The organism is Pusillimonas sp. SM2304 (assembly GCF_031628915.1).
In the GTDB taxonomy this organism is placed as follows: Bacteria; Pseudomonadota; Gammaproteobacteria; order Burkholderiales; family Burkholderiaceae_B; genus Pusillimonas_C.
This window is the reverse complement of record NZ_JAVLUJ010000001.1, coordinates 988,974-1,009,654: the sequence shown is the minus strand read 5'-3', so window position 1 is coordinate 1,009,654 and position 20,681 is coordinate 988,974. Positions and strand designations below refer to the sequence as shown.

16 protein-coding genes are annotated in these 20,681 nt (G+C 61.1%); 11 read left to right on the top strand and 5 right to left on the bottom strand.

Features of this window, described 5'->3' with window-relative positions; all coding sequences use genetic code 11:
• Window positions 1–68 precede the first annotated feature (68 nt).
• The 4 genes from RE432_RS04655 to dnaA form a co-directional block, all read right to left on the bottom strand.
• The gene (locus RE432_RS04655; RefSeq protein ID WP_310932050.1) at window positions 69–3,437 is read right to left on the bottom strand and encodes an autotransporter domain-containing protein; all 3,369 of its coding nucleotides are present in this window, start codon (window positions 3,435–3,437) and stop codon (window positions 69–71) included.
• 377 nt (window positions 3,438–3,814) lie between these two features.
• Window positions 3,815–6,265, bottom strand: a complete 2,451-nt coding sequence (gene gyrB, locus RE432_RS04650) for a DNA topoisomerase (ATP-hydrolyzing) subunit B (protein ID WP_310932049.1) — start codon at window positions 6,263–6,265, stop codon at window positions 3,815–3,817.
• A gap of 94 nt (window positions 6,266–6,359) precedes the next feature.
• Window positions 6,360–7,469: a DNA polymerase III subunit beta gene (gene dnaN, locus RE432_RS04645; RefSeq protein WP_310932048.1), complete on the bottom strand. Its 1,110-nt coding sequence runs from the start codon at window positions 7,467–7,469 to the stop codon at window positions 6,360–6,362.
• A 2-nt stretch (window positions 7,470–7,471) separates the two neighbouring features.
• On the bottom strand, window positions 7,472–8,893 hold the full coding sequence (gene dnaA / locus RE432_RS04640; protein ID WP_310932047.1) for a chromosomal replication initiator protein DnaA: 1,422 nt from the start codon (window positions 8,891–8,893) through the stop codon (window positions 7,472–7,474).
• Between the two features lie 371 nt (window positions 8,894–9,264).
• Between dnaA and rpmH the strand changes: the two genes are divergently transcribed.
• The 11 genes from rpmH (at window position 9,265) to RE432_RS04585 (ending at window position 19,693) form a co-directional block, all read left to right on the top strand.
• Window positions 9,265–9,399 carry a 50S ribosomal protein L34 gene (gene rpmH / locus RE432_RS04635; RefSeq protein ID WP_128355903.1) on the top strand — a complete coding sequence of 45 codons (135 nt, stop codon included), beginning with the start codon at window positions 9,265–9,267 and terminating at the stop codon, window positions 9,397–9,399.
• A gap of 54 nt (window positions 9,400–9,453) precedes the next feature.
• Complete coding sequence (rnpA, locus tag RE432_RS04630; protein ID WP_310933028.1) at window positions 9,454–9,822, top strand: ribonuclease P protein component; 369 nt, start codon at window positions 9,454–9,456, stop codon at window positions 9,820–9,822.
• Window positions 9,819–10,058 (top strand): membrane protein insertion efficiency factor YidD, encoded by a 240-nt coding sequence (yidD, locus tag RE432_RS04625; protein ID WP_310932046.1) that lies wholly within the window; start codon window positions 9,819–9,821, stop codon window positions 10,056–10,058. The genes rnpA and yidD overlap by 4 nt, the downstream gene beginning before the upstream one ends.
• A gap of 124 nt (window positions 10,059–10,182) precedes the next feature.
• Window positions 10,183–11,880: a membrane protein insertase YidC gene (gene yidC / locus RE432_RS04620; RefSeq protein ID WP_310932045.1), complete on the top strand. Its 1,698-nt coding sequence runs from the start codon at window positions 10,183–10,185 to the stop codon at window positions 11,878–11,880.
• Window positions 11,881–12,221: 341 nt separating this feature from the next.
• Window positions 12,222–13,427 carry an ABC transporter substrate-binding protein gene (locus RE432_RS04615; protein WP_310932044.1) on the top strand — a complete coding sequence of 402 codons (1,206 nt, stop codon included), beginning with the start codon at window positions 12,222–12,224 and terminating at the stop codon, window positions 13,425–13,427.
• A 55-nt stretch (window positions 13,428–13,482) separates the two neighbouring features.
• On the top strand, window positions 13,483–14,403 hold the full coding sequence (locus tag RE432_RS04610) for a branched-chain amino acid ABC transporter permease (RefSeq protein ID WP_310932043.1): 921 nt from the start codon (window positions 13,483–13,485) through the stop codon (window positions 14,401–14,403).
• Between the two features lie 14 nt (window positions 14,404–14,417).
• A complete protein-coding gene (locus tag RE432_RS04605; RefSeq protein WP_310932042.1) occupies window positions 14,418–15,416 on the top strand; it encodes a branched-chain amino acid ABC transporter permease in 999 nt (332 codons plus the stop codon).
• On the top strand, window positions 15,413–16,156 hold the full coding sequence (locus RE432_RS04600) for an ABC transporter ATP-binding protein (RefSeq protein ID WP_310932041.1): 744 nt from the start codon (window positions 15,413–15,415) through the stop codon (window positions 16,154–16,156). The genes RE432_RS04605 and RE432_RS04600 overlap by 4 nt, the downstream gene beginning before the upstream one ends.
• The gene (locus tag RE432_RS04595; RefSeq protein ID WP_310932040.1) at window positions 16,153–16,866 is read left to right on the top strand and encodes an ABC transporter ATP-binding protein; all 714 of its coding nucleotides are present in this window, start codon (window positions 16,153–16,155) and stop codon (window positions 16,864–16,866) included. The genes RE432_RS04600 and RE432_RS04595 overlap by 4 nt, the downstream gene beginning before the upstream one ends.
• Window positions 16,867–16,889: 23 nt before the next feature.
• Window positions 16,890–18,044, top strand: coding sequence for an iron-containing alcohol dehydrogenase (locus tag RE432_RS04590; RefSeq protein WP_310932039.1), 1,155 nt, complete (start codon window positions 16,890–16,892; stop codon window positions 18,042–18,044).
• Window positions 18,045–18,259: 215 nt separating this feature from the next.
• The gene (locus tag RE432_RS04585; RefSeq protein ID WP_310932038.1) at window positions 18,260–19,693 is read left to right on the top strand and encodes a catalase; all 1,434 of its coding nucleotides are present in this window, start codon (window positions 18,260–18,262) and stop codon (window positions 19,691–19,693) included.
• Here RE432_RS04585 and RE432_RS04580 read toward each other — a convergent pair.
• Window positions 19,690–20,661, bottom strand: coding sequence for a succinylglutamate desuccinylase/aspartoacylase family protein (locus RE432_RS04580; RefSeq protein WP_310932037.1), 972 nt, complete (start codon window positions 20,659–20,661; stop codon window positions 19,690–19,692). The genes RE432_RS04585 and RE432_RS04580 overlap by 4 nt on opposite strands.
• Window positions 20,662–20,681 lie beyond the last annotated feature (20 nt).

Genomic DNA, 20,681 nt, shown 5'->3' with positions numbered 1-20,681 from the left:
ATTGGCGTCACTGCACGGTTGTCGTTCTGAGCCCCAGGGCCGCGGTATGGCTGGCCCGAAGCGCGCCCTTAGAACCGTGTACGGAGCAAAGCCTTGGCGGTATGCGACGAACCCTGGTTTGCCAGAGAGCCCGAATAGCCAATCCCGAACTGCGTGGTCGGCGAAAGCTGCCAGTCAAGGCTAAAGTCCAGCAAAGCGGCGTCTTTGGCCAGCGGCGCACCTTGGATGCCATAGGCGGGTCCGCCCTGGGCAAACGCCAGCGTGGATTCAACATCACGTTTGCTGAGCGCATGCTGCCAGCCCAGCTTGGTGCTGACGACAACAGGCTCGGCCTGGCCCAGTACAAAGCTGCCTTTCACCCCCAGTGTGGACCACGCATAGTTGCGCGAGCGGCTTTCGCCACGCAAGGCCAGGCTGCCGCCGTCCTCGGCGAAGGCATCGTTCTTTAGCCACAGCGCATTCACGCCCACAAAAGGCTCGACCACGAGAGCGTCTGCCAACTGCAGGGGATAGCCAACTTCGCCAAACAGCGTAGTGGCCGTCCCGCCATACTTAGCCGAGAGGTGATCAGACAAGGCGCCGATAGCCACATTACGAGAAGTATTGAAATCCAGATCGCTGTAGCTGGCGCCCGCACGCAAAGCCAACTTACCCAAACGGGTGCCGGCATAGGCCGTAGCGGAAAGTGCTTTGGTGTCGGCACTGGAATTGCGTGCATGCACGCTGACGTCCGATGTCGCGTAGCTAACCGCCACCCCGGCGCGCACAGCACCCAGGTCGGTATCTACGCCCAGGCTCAAACCGCCTGCATCGCGCACACTGACTTTGGCGCTATTATCGTTGCCGCTCAGGTGGGCCAGCTCGCCATTGGCCTGTACCCAAAGCTGCGTACCCTTGGCATTGACATCCAGGCGGTTCAACGCGGTACGCCGCAGCGTTTCGCTTTGCTGCGCCACGGCGCTGAGCGTCGAAGCGTGCACTTCGCCCGACAAGGCATCGAAAGCCTGACGGGCTCCCTCGGCCGTGCTCGTAATCAAGGCTTGGTAAACCGGGCTGTCCGCAGCAAAGACGCTGTCGATCGCTCCGGCTGTCGCACGCTGGTTGGGTGTTGCTGCCATCTGCGAAAAGGTCGCGCCATTGCGGGTCAAGGCCAAAGTGACCGTATTGGGGGCATATATCAGGCTGGGGTTCAGGAAGGCAAAATTGCTGGTGGCGTTCTCAAAGCGTCCCGATATACCGCCATCCGCATCAAGGATCAGGTAACTCGTATACGGGTTGTAGTTGCCGGCTTCGGCCAGCACTTGGACAGTACCGCCATTCAGCACCGCCGAACCCGAAGTCAGGATCTTGTCGCTATTGCCAGCGGCATCTACCTCGACCGCGTAAATCGATCCGGCATCGAATTGCACGTCGTTGTTCACGCGCAAGGTGCCGATGGAGTTGCCCGGCGCGATGGTGCCGCCCTGGCGCACGATGACGGAACCCGCCACACCGCTGCCTCCCAGCACACCAGAATTCTGCACGGTGATGGTGCCCGGCAGTTGGCCATTGAGCATTAACCAGCCGCTATTGACATTGACCTGGCCGCTGAAGCCGCTGAAGCCTGTCAGATTGAGCGCCGCCGCACCATTTTTATTGAATGTGCCCGTCCCTGAGAGGATACCGCCAAAGCTGCTGTCATTGTTCTGGTTGACCGTCAGGTTGCCCGTCGCCCCGAAAGCGAGCTCGCCACCGCTGCCACTGAGGCCGGCCACCGTCTGGGTCTTGCCACTGAGATCGAAAGTCCCGTCATTGATCAATATATCCGTGCGCGGATCCAGTTGGGCCGCCAGGCTGACAGTCCCACCCTGCACCACGGTGGTCCCTTGATAATGGTAATCACCGGAGAGCTTCAGGACGCCGTTGCCGCGCTTGATAAGTCCGCCGCTACCGGACAAGGCGCCGAGATAATCGTAATCACCGGTTTGATCGAAAATCAGCGTGCCATGATTGACCGCATCACCCGTCAGACTGCCATTGGTTGCGCCATCGCCCACCTGCAGCAGGCCATTGGCGTCGATCCGCACCGTCCCGCCCAACGTTCCCGTCAAGAGCACCGTGCCCGCTTTGATGGCGGTGTTTCCACTGAAGCCGCTGCTATCGCCTGCCAGCACCGTCGTTCCCGACAAGACATCCACCGTGCCGTTTCCTGAAATGTCGGAGGCCAGCACATAATCGGTAGCCGTGTGGTTGAGCACTAGCTTACCCGTACCGTCCCCGAACACAATCCCTTTGGCCGTGGATATATTGCCCGCGCCTGTGGCGGCTTGGCCGGCTGCGGCGCCGATATTGAGCGTACCTGTTGAACCCGCAGCGTAGGCAATCCGAATACCCCCAGCCCCATCATCGCGCAAGGTGGCGCCGTTCGACACGGTTGCCGTTCCCGCGCCTTGATAACCCACCATCGTGTAATTATTGGAGCGGGCCACGGTGCCTGCGCCATCCAGTGTCAGCGTCCCTTTGCCCGTGTTGTTAAAACCAAGAATCGTCGTGGCAGCATCTGCGGACCCGCCCTCGCTGAGAGCCAGCGTACCCTCGCCGCTATACCCAACCGCCATGTAATCAGAACCCGTCGTCCCCAAGCTGGAAATCCGACTGTCCGCACCCTTGATGTCGACATAGCCCACCCCGGTGGCGGTCGAGCCCACCTTGAGAGCCCCTTGTGCGATCGTCACGACAGCACCATCAGCCACTTTGAGCGTACCCATATCGGACTGACCGACTGTCACATTCGCGTCGGTCACCATCCAAGAGGTTCCATCGCCTTCCACCGTGGCGTCGCCGGTGGCCCCGGCATTGAGGCCGATGGACGCCGAATAGGTCGTCGCCGTAGCACCGTCCGACAACCGGAAAGTCCCTTTGCCCGAACTGCCTATGCCCAGACTTCGGCTACTGAAGGAACTGCCATTACCGGCGACATTGAGTGTGCCATGGCTGCTGTCATTGCTGATTGCCCCTAAAGTAACGTCTGTATCGACAAGCACAGACCCGCCATTGTCGATACTGAGTATCCCCTTGCTGTAATAACCCACCGTCAACCCTGAGGTTGTCAGTGTCGAGCCATTGCCATCTACCGTCAGCATCCCGGATTCTTGGGTGATATTGGGTGCGGCGCCGTTATTCGTGCTGTTGCCGATCACAAGGCTCTTTGCCGTCAGTTCCCCCCCGCTCTCAATGGCCAAAGACGAGCCGTCTACGCTGCCGATGAACACATTGTTGGCTTCTGCGCCCGGCTGCGAGATGACAGGCTGCGTCGAGGCAGGGGACTTGATGAATACGAAAACAGGGGATTCCAAGGCAGGCAGGGCTGCGCCGGACCAGTTGGCCGCGTCATGCCAGTTGTCGTTGTTTCCTAGCCAAGTAGTCGTCTGTGCCCAAGCGGTTGGTTGTATGGCCATAGCCAGCAACGAATATTGAAGACTTTTCTTTGAGCGCTGAATACTTCGCGCTTTGCCTCGAATGATTCGATTGCCAGATCCCATGTTTGCCCCTTGGTTTTTGCTGTAATGAGTGGTTCCAATCACAAAAGCAAACTTTCGGAATTGGTAAAAAATTTTACAGCATAAAGTGACATGTTGATACATTCACGCCTAACAAACTTGTAAGTGCACTTGAACAGTCGACCTCTTCTTTGCGTGACAGCACACTTGGATTGATCCACAGTGCACACGGCTTGATCGAGGGGTTTCGGAGCCCGTCCAATAGAAACAAGGCCCATAAGTTTGTCAACTTATGGGCCTTGGATTTTCAGCGTATGCCTTCGCCTATATAGCGCCTAAACGTCAATATTCCCCGCCTGCAGGGCGTGCGACTCGATGAATGCCCGGCGCGGCTCGACGTTGTCGCCCATCAGCGTGGTGAAGATTTCGTCCGCCGCGATGGCGTCTTCGATCTGCACGCGCAACAGACGGCGCACATTCGGGTCCATGGTGGTTTCCCATAGTTGCTGCGGGTTCATCTCGCCCAGGCCTTTATAGCGCTGCTTGCTGATGCTGCGATCGGCTTCGCTGCGCAGCCATTGCATGGCTTCGCGGAAATCCGAAATGTACTTTTCCTTGCGCCGGTCGCCTTCGCCGCGTACGACCATCGCGCCCGTTCCCATCAGGCCGGTAAAGGTCTGAGCGGCCTTGGACAAGATGGCATAGTCGGCGCCCCGCACAAAGGCACGGTCGAAAATGGTGACCCGCACATTGCCGTGGTGCATGCGATTGAGCACCAGGCGCCAGGAGTCGCCTTCTTCATTGGCTTCGACGTTGACCGTTACCCCATTGGGCACAGCGGGGTCGTTGATGGCGTCGAACAAGCGCTGCGCCGATGCCGCAGCCTGGTCGGCATCGGCCAGGCTGATCTGCACGCCTTCGGCCATGGCCGACAGGGCTTCGGTATCCATGGTGCGCGTCAGGCGGTTGATGACGGAATCGGCCATGATGTACTGGCGTGCCAGCTCGGCCAGCGCATCGCCGGTAATGGGATCGGCGCCTTCCTTGACGAACAGGGCGGCATCCTTGAGCGCAACCTGCAGCATGAACTGCGCTTCTTCCGCATCGTCTTTCAAGTAGCGCTCGTCGCGGCCGACCTTGACCTTGTACAAGGGCGGCTGTGCAATATACACGTGGCCGCGCTCGACCAGTTCCGGCATTTGACGGTACAGCAGTGTCAGCAGCAAGGTGCGGATGTGCGCGCCATCGACGTCGGCGTCGGTCATGATGATGATGCGGTGATAGCGCAGCTTGTCGATATTGAAGTCGGGGCCGATACTGGTGCCCAGCGCGGTAATCAGCGTGGTGATCTGTTCGCTGGCGATCAGGCGGTCGAAGCGGGCCTTTTCCACGTTCAGCACTTTACCGCGCAGGGGCAGGATGGCCTGGAACTTGCGGTCGCGGCCTTGCTTGGCCGACCCGCCGGCGGAATCGCCTTCGACGATGTAGATTTCGCACAGGGCGGGGTCTTTTTCCTGGCAGTCGGCCAGTTTGCCCGGCAGGCCGGCGCCTTCCAGCACGCTTTTACGGCGCGTCATTTCGCGCGCTTTGCGGGCTGCATCGCGCGCGCGCGCGGCCTCGATCACCTTGTTGCACAAGGCCTTGGCATCGTTGGGGTTCTCGAGCAGCCAGGTCTCCAGCGTGCGGGCAACAGCCTCTTCAACCGCCGGACGCACTTCGCTGGACACCAGCTTGTCTTTGGTCTGGCTGCTGAACTTGGGCTCGGGCACTTTCACCGACAGCACGCAAGCCAGGCCTTCGCGCATGTCGTCGCCGGTGGTGTCGACCTTGGCTTTCTTGGCCAGTTCGTTGTCGGCAATGTATTTGTTCAACACACGGGTCATGGCCGCGCGCAGGCCGGTCAGGTGGGTGCCGCCGTCGCGCTGCGGAATGTTGTTGGTAAAGCACAGCACCGTTTCGGTATAGCTGTCATTCCATTGCATGGCCACATCGACGCCTATGGTCGTATCGCCCACGATAGACTCGGTGCTGACCGAGAACACATTGCCATGCAAGACGGTTTTGGCGCGGTTGATGTACTCGACAAAGCCTTTCACGCCGCCCAGAAAGGCGAAATCCTCTTCCTTGTCGTTGCGCTCGTCGATCAGGCGGATCTTGACGCCGTTGTTCAGGAAGGACAGCTCGCGCAGGCGTTTGGCAAGAACGTCGTAGTGGTATTCGATGTTCTCGAAAATTTCATCGTCGGCCAGGAACTGGACGCGGGTGCCCGAGGCATCGCTTGCGCCGGTCACCGCCAGGGGCTCGACGCGTTCGCCGCGCCGGAACTCCATTTCGTGGGTCTGGCCGTTGCGCGAGATCGTCAGGCGCAGCCATTGCGACAAAGCGTTCACGCACGATACGCCCACCCCGTGCAAGCCGCCCGAGACCTTGTATGAGTTGTGGTCGAACTTGCCGCCGGCGTGCAGTTCGGTCATCACGATTTCAGCCGCGCTGCGGTGAAATTCGTCGTCTTTGTGTATGTCGGTGGGAATGCCGCGTCCGTTGTCGCTGACGGAAATACTGTTGTCGGCGTGTATGGTCACGACGATATCGTCGCAATAACCCGCCAGCGCTTCGTCGATGGCGTTATCGACGACTTCGAAAACCATATGATGCAGGCCGGTTCCGTCGGAGGTGTCGCCAATGTACATGCCCGGGCGCTTGCGTACCGCTTCAAGCCCCTTGAGCATTTTGATGGAGTCCGCACCGTATCCGGGCACGGCGACATTCGTGGTTTGATCTGACATAGTTTATGAAAACCTTATATACGCCTTGCGGCTATTGAAGCGCTCCGGGCCATGCGGCCCGGGCACGCTTCGTGCAACGTGACATTCCGGGGACTTAAATGCGCATCGGCATGACAACGTATTTGAACTGGTCGTCTTCCGGCGACGTGATCAGCGCCGACGCGTTGACATCGGGCTGTACCGACCACTGTATTGTTTCGGTCTTGACGTTGGCCAGGACGTCGAGCAGGTAGCTGACGTTGAAACCCACATCCAGCGGCTCGTGGCTGTAATCGATATCGATCTCTTCCTGCGCCTCTTCCTGCTCGGCGTTCGACGAGGAAATCTTCAACTGGTTGTCCGACAGCTGCAGGCGCACGCCCTTGAGCTTGTCGGTGGTCAGAATGGCGGCGCGCTGCAAGCTGCCCTGCAGTATTTCGCGATTGACCGCGAAGTGCCGCGTGTAGTTGCTGGGGATGACGCGGGTGAAGTCGGGGAACTTGCCTTCGACCAGCTTGGACACCAGCTCGACGTCGCCAAAGCGGAAGCGGATCTGGCCGACGGCGACATCGATGGATACCGGCTCATCGGTGTCGGCAAGCAGGCGCTGCATTTCCAGGACCGTCTTGCGCGGCACGATCACGTCGTGCTTGCCTTCAATGCCATCGACCGCTGTGCCGCTGTGCGCCAGGCGGTGGCCATCGGTGGCAACGGTGCGCACAAAACCCGGCTCGAACACAAACAGCAAGCCGTTCAGGTAATAGCGGATATCCTGCTGGGCCATGGCGAAATGCACCATGTTGAACAGGTGCTTCAGCGTTTTCTGCGGCAGCGAGAACGACACATCCCATTTTTCGGGCTGGGCCAGGGTGGGAAATTCGGTGGCGCCCAGCGTCTGCAGGGCAAAACGGCTTTTGCCCGACTGTACCGACAGCTTGGCGCTGGCCAGGCCCAGCTTGATATCGCCCGATTCGGGCAAAGCGCGCAGGATGTCCAGCAGTTTGCGCGCGGCAACCGTCGTCGACTCGTTCTCGTCGCCCACGCCGAACTCGGCATGGGTGGTGATTTGAACCTCGAGGTCGGTGGCAATGAACGCCACGCTCTTGCCTTCTTTACGCAGCAGAATATTGGCCAGGATCGGCAGCGTGTTCCTTCTTTCGACAATTCCCGCTACGGTCGATAAGGGCTTGAGCAATGCATCACGAGTCGCTTGTACGAGTTGCATGGTTATCCTTTTAAGGTTTGTTCTAATACGTGAAGAGCGTGGTTGAGCTCGGTCTGCTTGGACCTGGCATCGGCAATTTTACGCACTGCATGCAGCACGGTCGTGTGATCCCGCCCGCCGAACAAATCGCCAATTTCGGGCAGGCTTTTTTGTGTGAGTTCCTTGGCCAGGTACATGGCCACCTGACGCGGCATGGCAATGTTGGCGGGCCGGCGCTTGGAATACATGTCGGCCACTTTGATCTTGTAAAAGTCGGCCACGGTCTTTTGTATGTTCTCGACCGTGATCTGCCCGTTGGACACGGACAGCAAATCTTTCAGGGCGTCTTTGCAGACATCGACAGTAAGCACTTCGCGCCCGTGGAAGCGGGCATACGCCGACACCTTGCGCAGCGCGCCTTCAAGCTCGCGCACATTGCTGCGCAGATGCTTGGCAATGAAGAAGGCGACCTCCTCGGGCATGGTCACGCCCTCGGTGGCGGCCTTGTGCAGCAAGATCGCCACCCGCATTTCAAGCTCGGGCGGCTCGATGGCCACCGTCAGGCCTGAATCGAAGCGGGAGATCAGCCGGCTGTCGATATTGGCCAATTCCTTGGGGTAAGTGTCGGACGTAATGATGATTTGCTTGCGCTGCGCGACCATGGCCTCGAACGCATAGAAGAACTCTTCCTGGGTCCGGTTCTTGCCGGCGAAGAATTGAATGTCGTCAATCAGCAACAAATCCAGCGAATGGTAATAACGCTTGAATTCGTCGAACGCCTTGCGCTGATAGGCCTTGACCACGTCGGACACGTACTGGTCGGCATGAACATACCGCACCCGGGTCCCGGTGCCGTTGGCCAGCAGGGTGTTGCCGATGGCGTGGATCAGATGGGTTTTACCCAGGCCCACGCCACCGTACAGGAACAGCGGGTTATATGACACGCCCGGGTTCTCGGCAACCTGCAGGGCGGCCGCGCGGGCCAACTGGTTGGCCTTCCCGGTCACGAAATTATCGAAGGTCAGATCGGTGTTCAAGCGCGAGCGGTCGTGCGCCAGTTCGACGGCGGCATTGACCGCCGCCGCAGCCGGGGTCGCACTGGCCGCAACGGGGGCGGGCGCGCCGGGCACGATAGGTGCTGACGCAGCGGCAGCAGGCGCGGGCGCACGGCTGGCGGCAGGACCGCGCGACGCCCCCCCGCCGCTGGCCAGCTCGAACGCAACCTGCACTGGACGCTCGTACCATTCGGCGGCCAGCGTTTCTATCTGATGCGAAAAATTCTTGCGCACCCAGTCCAGCTTGAACCGGTTCGGCGCGGAAATGCGCAGCACCGCCTGCGTCTCGTCGAACGCAAGCGGTACCAGGGGGCGTATCCAGGCGCTTATTTGCTGCGGAGGTAGGTCCTGCTCCAGTCGCTGGACGCAAGTCTGCCAAAAATCTTTCATGTCCACCACTTCTGTAAACCTCGATTCTACCCTGTCGAAGGCCTAGTTATCCACAGGCCGGACAATCCAGATACCGTGTAAAGGCGCTAACCATTTGACTAAACACCAAAAATTTGATGAAATGGCGGGCTGTACACCGAATTTTTAACACCCAAACCAGTATTGCCCGGCATGCATCCGGGCCTTGTGCCCCGGGGGCGCCCCGCGGACACAAGCCCGGAATCCCTGGGGGTGCGTGCCCAAGACGGGTCCGCGCCAGCCTCTTGCCGGATTCAAGCCAGGAATTCGTAGGGCTTCGCCTTAAGAATCCCTACGTGTCCAAGCGGCGGATCAACACTGGTTTTTGGCAGCTCTTTTATTTTGGATTATTCATGAAACGCACTTTTCAACCTTCAGTTACCCGTCGCAAACGCACCCACGGCTTTCGCGTCCGCATGAAAACCCGCGGCGGCCGTGCCGTGATCAACGCGCGCCGCGCCAAAGGCCGCAAGCAGCTGGCTGTTTAAGCCTGCCGCTTACCGCCCCGGCCGGCTGGCCCCATGGCTGGTGAAACAGCCTCGATGCGTGCCACGTTTCCCGCTGCGGCCCGCTTGCACCGCCCCTCCGAGTATGCGCTGGCCCTTAAAGGCAAGCGTCTTGCCAGAGGGGCGTTGTTCGTTGTTACGACGCCACGCTCAGGTCCGGACCTTATTCCCGCCTCTTCCGCCCGGCTCGGGCTGATCATCGCCAAGCGTTTTGCGGCCCGATCGGTCACCCGCAATACAATCAAGCGTGTGATTCGCGAGGCTTTCCGCCACAAGCGGCACAGTTTGCCCGCCCGCGATCTGGTGTTCAGGCTGCACACCAAAGTCATGCCCGTCAGCCTGACGGCGCTGAAGAAACAGGTGCGCGACGAGGTCGACATGCTGCTTGACCGGGCCATGCAATGATCAAGGCCTTGCTCATCGCCCCCATCCGGTTCTACCGGTATTTTTTAAGCCCATGGGTGGGCAGAAGCTGCCGCTTCACCCCCACGTGCTCGCAGTACGCAATAGAAGCAATCGAAACGCATGGAGCCCTGAAAGGCTTATGGCTGGCAGTACGCCGCATTGGCCGCTGCCAGCCCTGGTGCCCGGGCGGATACGACCCGGTCCCCGAACCGAAGCCGCGCCACCGGCATGGTTGAGCCGCCGGTGGCGCGGCCCGGCTCGCGGTTGTTTTTTTCGTATAAATCCCCGCTCATCTGAGATTCAGCTGGGCTACGTTAAACTGTTGGGCTTTTGCTCGGCTTTAACTCAAAAACAGGCGCTATGGATATCCGACGCACCGTCCTCTGGATGATTTTCTCTCTCTCGCTCTTGCTGTTATGGAATAACTGGCAAGTGCATAATGGCAGGCCCTCATTGTTTGGCGCCAGTTCGACGGCCACACAGACGGCCGAGGCGCCGCAACCAGCGGCCGCACCGGATCCCAGCGTACCCAACGCAGCGCCCAGCACACCGGCCGCGCCGGCGGCGGCAGGCGAGGCCGCCGTGCCCGCCAGCGACAGCCCGGCGCCCGCCACCGCCGCATCGCAAAAAATCAACATCACAACAGATGTCTATGATCTGACCTTCGACACGATGGGCGCCCAACTGGTCAAGGCGGAGCTGGTCAAATACACCGCCCCCGGCAGCAAGGACGAGCCCATGGTCCTGCTGGACAACTCCAGCACCTCGATCTACCTTGCGCAAACGGGCGTCATCGGCGCCGCGGATGGGCAAAGCTATCCCACCCATCTGACGCCGTTCAGGCTGGTGTCGTCCGAAAACACCCTGACGGGCGACATGCTCAAGGTCGTGTTCGAGGCCGAGTCCGGCGATGTCAAGGTCGTCAAGACCTACACCCTGCACAAGGGCCGCTACGATATCGACGTCCAGCACGACATCCACAACCTGGGCACGGCACCCATTACGCCGTCGCTGTACTTGCAGCTGGCGCGCGATGGCAACGACCCGTCCGATAAGTCGTCGTTCTACAGCACCTTCACCGGTCCCGCCCTGTATTCGGCCGACGACAAGTTCCAGAAGATCACGTTCTCGGACATCGACAAGGGCAAATCCAGCTATACCAAACAGGCCGACAATGGCTGGATAGGCATGGTCCAGCATTATTTTGCATCGGCGTGGGTTCCCCCCGAAGGCAAAGTGCGCCACAACGAAGCGCTGCGCCTGTCCACCAATCTGTACGCCATCCGCAGCATCGAGAACGTGGGCACCATTCAGCCCGGCCAGAACCTGGCTGTGGACGCCCACCTGTGGGTCGGCCCGCAGGACCAGAAAGCCATGAGCGAGCTGGCCCCCGGGCTCGAGCTGGTGGTCGACTATGGCTGGCTGACCATTATCGCCAAGCCTTTGTTCAAAATCATGACCTGGCTGCACGCCATCTTGGGCAACTGGGGTTGGACCATTGTTGCACTGACCTTCCTGATCAAGCTGGTGTTCTACCCCCTGTCGGCCGCCAGCTACCGCTCGATGGCCAAGATGAAGCAGGTCACGCCCCGCCTGCAGGCGCTGCGCGAAAAATTCGGCGACGACAAGGCCAAGCTGAACGCCGCCATGATGGAGATGTACCGGACCGAGAAAATCAACCCGCTGGGCGGCTGCCTGCCCATGGTGGTGCAGATCCCGGTCTTCATTTCGCTGTACTGGGTGCTGCTGGGCAGCGTGGAAATGCGCGGCGCGCCCTGGATCCTGTGGATTCAAGATCTGTCTGTGCGCGATCCGTGGTTCATTTTGCCGGCCTTCATGATGGCAACCATGTTCCTGCAGATCAAGCTCAACCCCACGCCGCCGGACCCCACACAGGCCAAGATCATGATGATCATGCCCTTGGTCTTCGGCGGCATGATGTTCTTCTTCCCCGCCGGGCTGGTGCTTTACTGGTGCGTGAATAACGCGGTGTCCATCGCCCAGCAACGCTACATCATGCACAAGCTCGACAAAGAAACCGCGGCCGCCAATCGCTGATCGCAGGCTCCGCCTTCCCAAGCGCCTCCCTTTCCGGAGGCGCTTTTTTTGCCGCCGGGCCGTCTCAAGGCAAAAAACACCCCCTTGGGGGGCAGCAAGCAGGTACCTGCCTGCGCAGCGTGGGGGCTTTCTGTCCCGCCGGGCCGCCCCAAGGCAAAAACGCCCCCTTGGGCCCCATTCGTTCATTGGGTATTTCCCGATGGAAAAAGCTTTAGGCTTAATGTAATTTTGCGGTACGCTGTCATCTGTGCCGCCAGAAAACCCACGGCCATGGCAGCACCTATTTAAATTGATTATCCAGAACAACATCTTCGCTAGCCTCTATGCGAACAGGAGACACCATGAACCTCGCCACTTCGCCTGCAAGGCGCCGCCGCTTTCTGCGCCATAGCCTGGCCGCCGCTGTGCTATGCGGCACGCTCGGCGCCACCACGGCCAGCTTTGCGCAAGAATCCGTCAAAATCGGCTTTATCGGTACGCTGTCAGGGCCGGGCGGGGCACTGGGCCAGGACCAGTACGACGCCTTCATGCTGGCCATCCAGCAAAATGGGGGCAAGCTGGGCGGGGTGCCCGTCGAAATCGTGCGCGAAGACGACCAGCTCAAGCCCGATGTCGGCGTGCAGGCGGCCACCAAGCTGCTTAAAAGCGAGAATGTCGACATCATCACGGGGGTCACCTTCTCCAACGTCATGATGGCCATTCATAAACCCATCACCGACGCCAAGGTCTTCTTTATCGGTTCCAACGCGGGGCCAGCCCCCATCGCCGGCAAGGCCTGCTCGCCGTACTTTTTCTCCACCTCTTGGGATAACGACCAGCTTCACGAAGCGGGTGGCCAGCTGGCCACCGACCTGGGCTACAAGAACATGTACGTCATGGCCGCCAACTACCAAGCTGGCCGCGACGCCGTGTCGGGCTTCAAGCGCGACTACACCGGCAATGTCATCGACGAGGTCTACACCCAGGTCAACCAGCCCGATTATTCAGCCGAAATCGCCCAGTTGCAGGCCGCGTCGCCCGACGCCGTCTATGTGTTCTATCCCGGCGGCATGGGGGTCAACTTCGTCAAGCAATACCGCCAGGCCGGCCTGCTGGGCAAGGTGCCGCTGATCTCGGTGTCCACCATCGACGGCTCCACCCTGCCGGCGCTCAAATCGCTGGCGGTGGGCGCCATTACCAGCGCCCCCTACGCGCCTAATATCGACAACGCCCAGAACAAGCAGTTCGTCGACGCCTTCGTCAAGGCCTACAAGCGGCAGCCCTCCATGTACGCCGCGCAGTCCTACGATGCCGCCAACCTGATCGCTTCGGCGCTGGAAAAGGTCAAGGGCAAGCTCGACGACAAAGACGCAGTCCTGGCCGCGCTGAAAGCCGCCGATTTCGATTCGGTGCGGGGCGACTTCAAGTTCGCGTCGAACCAGTTCCCCGACGCACCGTTCTACCGCGTCGACGTGGTCGAAGGCCCCGACGGCGCCGAGCTCCAGGCCAAGACGCCCATCGTCATCCAGACGCGCGCCGGCTTCCCGGATCAGTGCCCTATGAAGTAAACCCGCCCGCCGGCCAGCCGCAAGGCTGGCCGGCCTAGTTGTTCCGGAGGCCCCATTGAGCCTGACCCTATTTGTAATTCAATCGCTGAACGGTCTCCAGCTGGGCGTGCTGCTGTTCCTCATGGCGGCCGGCCTGACCCTCGTCTTCGGCATCATGAGCTTCGTCAACCTGGCCCATGGCTCCATGTACATGATGGGGGCCTTCTTCGCCGCATCGCTGTACAACGCCACGGGCTCGTTCCTGCTGGCGGCGCTGTTGCTCATTCCCGCCATGATGGCACTGGGGCTGGCGGTGGAATGGATCGCGCTTCGCAAGCTTTACCAGCGCGATCACCTGGACCAGGTGCTGGCCACCTTCGGGCTCATCCTGTTCTTCAATGAGATCGCCCGCATGATCTGGGGGCCGTCCCCCTACTACATGGACGTGCCCGAATTCCTGTCCGGCGCCATCAATCTGTTCGGGATACGCTATCCCGCCTACCGCTTCGTCATCATCAGCTCCGGCCTGCTGATCGCGCTGGGCTGCTACCTGCTCATACACCGTACCCGCGTCGGCATGCTCATCCGCGCCGGCGCCACCAACCGGGCCATGGTCGGCGCGCTGGGCGTCAATATCGTCCTGCTCAACTCCCTGCTGTTCGCCCTGGGCGCAGTCCTGGCGGGACTGGCCGGCCTGCTGGCCGGACCCATCATGTCGGTCCAGGCCGGCATGGGCGAGCCTATTCTTATCCTGACCATGGTGGTCATCGTCATCGGGGGCATCGGCTCCATACGCGGCGCCTTCTATGCGGCCCTGATCGTCGGCGTGGTCGATACGCTCGGCCGCACGCTGCTGCCCACGCTGCTGCGCAGCTTTCTGGAACGCAGCAGCGCCGATATCGCCGGCCCCGCCCTGGCCTCCATGATGATCTACCTGCTCATGGCCGTGGTACTGGCCATCAAGCCCAAGGGCCTGTTTCCCGTCCATAACACCTGAACCACACACGCCTCATGCGACTGTCTTCCCTTCTTCCGCAAAAGTGGTCCACCAGTGGTGTGATCAGCGCATGCCTGCTGGCCGGGCTTGCGCTGGTGCCCCTGTATGCGCGCAGCATGGCCGACCCCTTTGTGGTCACCCTGATTACCCGCATCCTGATTTTTGCCATTGCCGCCCTGTCCCTGAACCTGATCCTGGGCTATGGCGGGCTGGTCAGCTTCGGGCACGCGCTATACCTGGGGCTGGGCGTGTACGCCGCAGCCATCCTGAGCTTTCATGGCATCGACAACGGCTGGCTGCAACTGCTGGTCACCCTGGCCGTGTGCAGTCTGGTGGGCCTGTTCACCGGCAGCATCGTGCTGCGCACTTCGGGCATCTCCTTCATCATGATCACGCTGGCTTTTGCCCAGATGTTCTACTTTCTGTTTGTCAGCCTAAGCCAGTACGGCGGGGACGACGGCCTGCGGCTGGCCAGCGGCAGCGACTTCAGCGGCATGATCCTGACCGATCCGCGCAGCTTGTACTTCACCTCGTTCATTCTGCTTTGCCTTTGCCTGTACGGATGCCACCGCCTGGTGCACTCGCGCTTCGGCGTCGTGATCCGTGCCAGCAAAAGCAATGAGCAGCGCATGAAGGCCCTGGGTTATCCCACCTATCGCTACCGCCTGGCCATTTATGTCATCTCGGCCGCGCTGTGCGGCGTGGCCGGACTGCTTTACGGCAACCTGACCCAGTTCGGCTCGCCATCTTATATGTCATGGACCATGTCGGGCGAGCTTATCGTGATGGTCATGCTGGGCGGCATGGGCACCTTGTTCGGGCCGCTGTTCGGCGCGCTTGCCATGATCCTGACCGAAGAGGGACTCAAGGCGCTGACGGAACACTGGATGGCCCTGTTCGGCCCCCTGATCGTCATCATCATCATCACCAGCCGCCTGGGCGTCGCGGGCATACTGCAGACCCTTGACCAGCGCCGCGGCAAACCGGCCGCCGAACGCAAGGAGCCGGCATGAGCCTACTGACCGTCAAGCAACTGGTAAAACGCTACGGCGGGCTGACGGCCACCGACCACTTCGATTTCGACGTGCGGCCGGGTGAAATCCATGCCGTCATCGGACCCAATGGGGCCGGCAAAAGCACGCTGATCACGCAACTGGCCGGCGAAATCAAGCCGGACGCCGGCCAGATCCTGTTCAATGGCCACGACATCACGGCGGAACGCGTGGAGCAGCGGGCGCTGCGCGGCATCGCCCGCTCTTACCAGATCACCTCGGTGTTCTCTGAATTTTCCGCCCTGCAGAACGTCATGCTCACGGTCCAGGCCCACCAAGGCCACAGTTTCCGCTTCTGGTCGCCCACCTCGCGCCAAGCTTCGCTGGTCGAGCCGGCCGAGCAAGCGCTGGAGCGCGTCGGCCTGAAAGACCGCCTGCATGTCCCGGTTTCCGACATGGCGCACGGGGAACAGCGCCAGCTGGAATTGGCCATGGTGCTGGCCGGACAGCCCCGGCTGCTGCTGCTCGACGAACCCATGGCCGGCATGAGCCAGGCGGAATCCCTGCAGATGACCACCCTGCTGCACAGCCTTAAAGGCCAGTACGGCATCGTACTGGTCGAGCACGACATGGACGCCGTCTTCAGGCTGGCCGACCGCATTACCGTACTGGTGTACGGGCGCAGCATTGTATGCGGCGCGCCGGACGAGATACGCGCCAACCCGGACGTCAGGGCCGCTTACCTTGGAGGTGACGAATGACCGCCGCCATGCTCGAGGTCCGCGACATCCATGCCTTTTACGGACCAAGCCAGGCCTTGTTCGGCATGAACTTCACCGTCATGCCGGGCCAGTTCGTTACCCTGCTGGGCCGCAACGGCATGGGCAAATCGACCAGCGTCAAGACCATCATGGGGCTGATTCAGCCCACCCAGGGTTCCATTCATTTCGACGGGCGGGAAATCATCGGCCTGCCATCGTACAAAGTGGCGCGCGCCGGCATGGGGCTGGTACCCGAAGGGCGGCAGATTTTCCCCAACCTGAGCGTGCGCGAAAACCTGGTCGCCACCGCCCATAACCGGCAGCGTTCGGCGTCGCCCTGGACGCTGGAACGCATCTTCTCGCTCTTCCCCCGCCTGGCCGAGCGGGCCGGCAACCTGGGCTCCAACCTGTCGGGCGGCGAACAGCAGATGCTGGCCATCGGACGCGCCCTCATGACCAACCCCCGCCTGCTGATCCTGGACGAAGCCACGGAAGGGCTGGCGCCGCTCATTCGCGCGGAGATCTGGCAATGCCTGGCGGGGCTCAAGGCGCTGGGGCTGACCATCATCTGTATCGACAAGAACCTGAATTCCCTGCTCACACTGGCCGATCAGCACTATATTGTCGAAAAAGGCCATGTGGTCTGGTCGGGCGACTCGGCACAACTGGACGCGCAACGGCCGCAACTGCAAACGTATCTGGGCGTCTAGCGCTCATTCAGGAGACCTGCACAATGAACCCATTCGCATTCCGTACCGTGGCCGACATTGTGGTGGAAACCGGCGCGATGGAACGACTGGGGCCGCTGCTGCGCGAGCGCTATGCGCAAACCCGGCTTTGCCTGGTCACCGATCGCCATCTGCACCAAAGCGGCCTGCTGAATCCGGCGCTGGCCAGCCTGGAAACGGTCGGCTGGCAGGTCAGCATTATCGACGACGTCGTGGCAGACCCGCCGGAGCATGTCGTGCTGGCCGCCGCCGATCGCGCGCGCCAGGCCGACGCCGAAGTCGTCGTGGGGGTGGGCGGCGGGTCTTCCATGGACGTGGCCAAGCTGCTTGCCCTCTTGCTGGGTTCCGACCAACCCCTGCCGGACATGTACGGCATCGGCAACGTGCGCGGCCCGCGGCTGCCCCTGGTGCAGATTCCCACCACAGCGGGCACCGGCTCCGAAGTCACGCCCATCTCTATCGTCACCACGGGCGAAACCACCAAATCCGGCGTCGTGTCGCCCGTGCTGTACGCCGACCTGGCCATTCTGGACGCACAGCTCACCACCGGCCTGCCGCCCAAGGCCACTGCCGCCACCGGCATCGACGCCATGGTCCATGCCATCGAAGCCTATACCAGCAAGCATCTGAAGAATCCCATCTCCGACATGCTGGCCGTCAAAGCCTTGCAACTGCTGTCCGCCAACTTGCTGCCGGCCTGCCGCAACGGCCAGGACCTGGCGGCCCGGGAAGCCATGCTGCTGGGCGCGATGCTGGCGGGCCAATCCTTCGCCAACGCGCCGGTGGCCGCCGTGCACGCCCTGGCCTACCCCATAGGCGGCATCTTCCATGTCGCGCATGGCCTGTCCAATTCCCTGGTCTTGCCGCATGTGCTGCGCTTCAATGCCCCCGCGGCGTCCCGCCTGTACGCCGAGCTCGCCGACATCATCGTGCCGGGCCCTGCCGGCAGCGACGAAGCCAAGACCAACGCCCTGATCGCCTACGCCGACTCCCTGGCTCAGGCCACCGGCATCGAAACCACCCTGCGCCAGGTCGGCGTGCAAGAACACGACCTGCGGCACATGGCCCAAGAAGCCATGAAGCAGACGCGCCTGCTGGGCAACAACCCCCGGGACGTGACTGAAGAAGACGCCTACGGCATCTACGCCGCGGCATTCTGATCCGCGTCGAGCGCCGAGGTATCACCCCCTTTTGTGTCAGCGCCGTCCATATAGTCAATAACTATTGATTCAAGTCAATTAATCAATTTTACTATCGGGCCGTAGATCGGTAGACTGCCTCCATGCGTTCGACACGGTGCTTGGCATTCACACAGGTACGCCAGGATCAAAGCCGTCGAATCGTTTCGTCATACACCACTCCCAGGAGGCCCATCATGAAAAAACTCACTACCGCGGCTGGCGCGCCCGTTGTCGATAATCAAAATATCCAGACTGCAGGCCCTCGCGGTCCCGCCTTGCTGCAGGACGTATGGTTGATTGAAAAACTGGCGCACTTCGACCGCGAGGTCATCCCCGAGCGCCGCATGCACGCCAAGGGCGCGGGCGCATATGGCACGTTCACCGTCACGCACGACATCACCCAATACACGCGCGCCAAGATTTTTTCGGAAGTCGGCAAGCAAACGCCGATGTTCGCCCGGTTTTCAACCGTTGCGGGCGAGCGCGGCGCGGCGGATGCAGAACGCGACATTCGCGGGATCGCCATGAAGTTCTATACCGAAGAAGGCAACTGGGACCTGGTGGGCAATAACACCCCCGTCTTCTTCTTTCGCGACCCGCTCAAGTTCCCCGACCTGAACCATGCCGTCAAGCGCGATCCTCGCACCGGCATGCGCAGCGCCCAGAACAACTGGGAGTTCTGGACGGGCCTGCCCGAAGCACTGCACCAGGTCACCATCGTCATGAGCGATCGGGGCATCCCCGCGGGCTTTCGCAACATGCATCTGTTCGGCAGCCACACGTTCAGCTTCATCAACGCCGCCAATGAACGCTTCTGGGTAAAGTTCACCTTCAAGACCCAGCAAGGCATCAAGAACCTGACCGACGCCCAGGCCTGTGAACTGGTCGGCCAAGACCGCGAAAGCTCGCAGCGCGACCTGTTCAACGCCATCGAGAACAAAGACTTCCCGCGCTGGACCGTCTATGTGCAGATCATGCCCGAAAAAGAAGCCGGCACCTACCACCTTAACCCCTTCGACCTGACCAAGGTCTGGCCGCATGGCGATTACCCGCTGATCGAAGTCGGTGTTCTGGAGCTGAACCGCAATCCCGAAAACTTCTTTGCCGAAGTCGAGCAGGCGGCCTTCACCCCCGCCAATGTGGTGCCGGGCATCAGCTTCTCGCCCGACAGAATGCTGCAGGCCCGCCTGTTTTCCTACGGCGACGCCCAACGCTATCGCCTGGGCGTCAACCATCACCAGATCCCGGTCAACGCCCCCAAGTGCCCGTACCATAGCTTTCACCGCGACGGCGCCATGCGCGTCGATGGCAATTACGGCCGCACGACGGGCAACGAACCCAACACCCAGGGCGAATGGCAGGAACAGCCCGAGTTCCGCGAACCGCCGCTGTCCATCGAAGGCGCGGCCGACCACTGGAACCACCGCGAAGATACCGACTACTTCTCGCAACCCGGCAATCTGTTCCGCTTGATGAACGACACGCAAAAGCAGGCACTGTTCGACAATACCGCGCGTGCTATTTCAGGGGTGTCGAAAGACGTGCAGGACCGCCACATCGATCACTGCACGCAAGCCGATCCGGCCTATGGCGCGGGCGTTGCGGCCGCCATCAAGGCGCTGGGCTAAGAAGCAGCCGCAGCCTGGGCCTGGGGCAACGGCGAGTAGTCCCTGGCCAGCCTTACCACCGTGACCCCAGGGCGCAACTGCCGCAGCGATGGCATGACCAGGGTGCAGTTGTCATAAGGCGTCGTGATCGGCTGGCCGTCGGCCCAGCCGATCAGCGCGCCGGCTTTGGACAGGCATTCCAGGCCTTGCCAATCCTGGGCGAAGCGTACGTCCATGGACGGCGCGACAACCGCATCCGTCACCTCCAGGACACGTTGCGCCAAAGGGTCGGGCCGAAGCCAGTCTTGCGGAATCTGATCGGCGTCCAGCACACCGGCCTCGCGCAACATGCGGGCCACCATGTCAACGGCCACCCAGCGGGCATCCGGATCACCGTGGTAGCCGCATTCAATCAACAACGCGCAGGCGTCATCCCCCGGATCACCGAAACGGCCGTAATCACGCAAGCGCACGCCATCTTTATGGCCCGCATCGACAATCACATGTTCCGGCGCCGCCAGGGTGCGGGCCAATGCAATATTGCGCGGCAGCACACCCGTCAACAGCAAGGGCTTGCTGGGCTCATGCATGGAATGCAGGTCCAGCAACCAATCGGCCCGCTTTACCCATGGCAACAGCTCGGCGGCGCGGCGGCGCTCGCGGTTGCCGGCCGCCGCAAGCCGCTCATCCAGCCACACCCGATTCAGATCTTCGTCAAGATACCGGCTTGCATCAGGCCGCTGCAGGTCAAAATGATCGTAGCCGTCCAGGTTGCAGAAGGCCAGTATCCATGCGCCTCGCCGGGGCCGCAGGCCACTGGAAAGCAGTGTCTTCAGGGCCCAGGCCCCGCACAGCTCATTGCCATGGACCAGCGATGTCACCATCACCGTCCGCCCGGGCAGGCCCGAGTCAACATGCCACACTCCCGGGGTGCCGGTATTGCCCAGGCGCTCCTGCGCCAAATCGGGATAAGGAAGATCAAAACTCATGGTCGATTGCCCTGGATGTA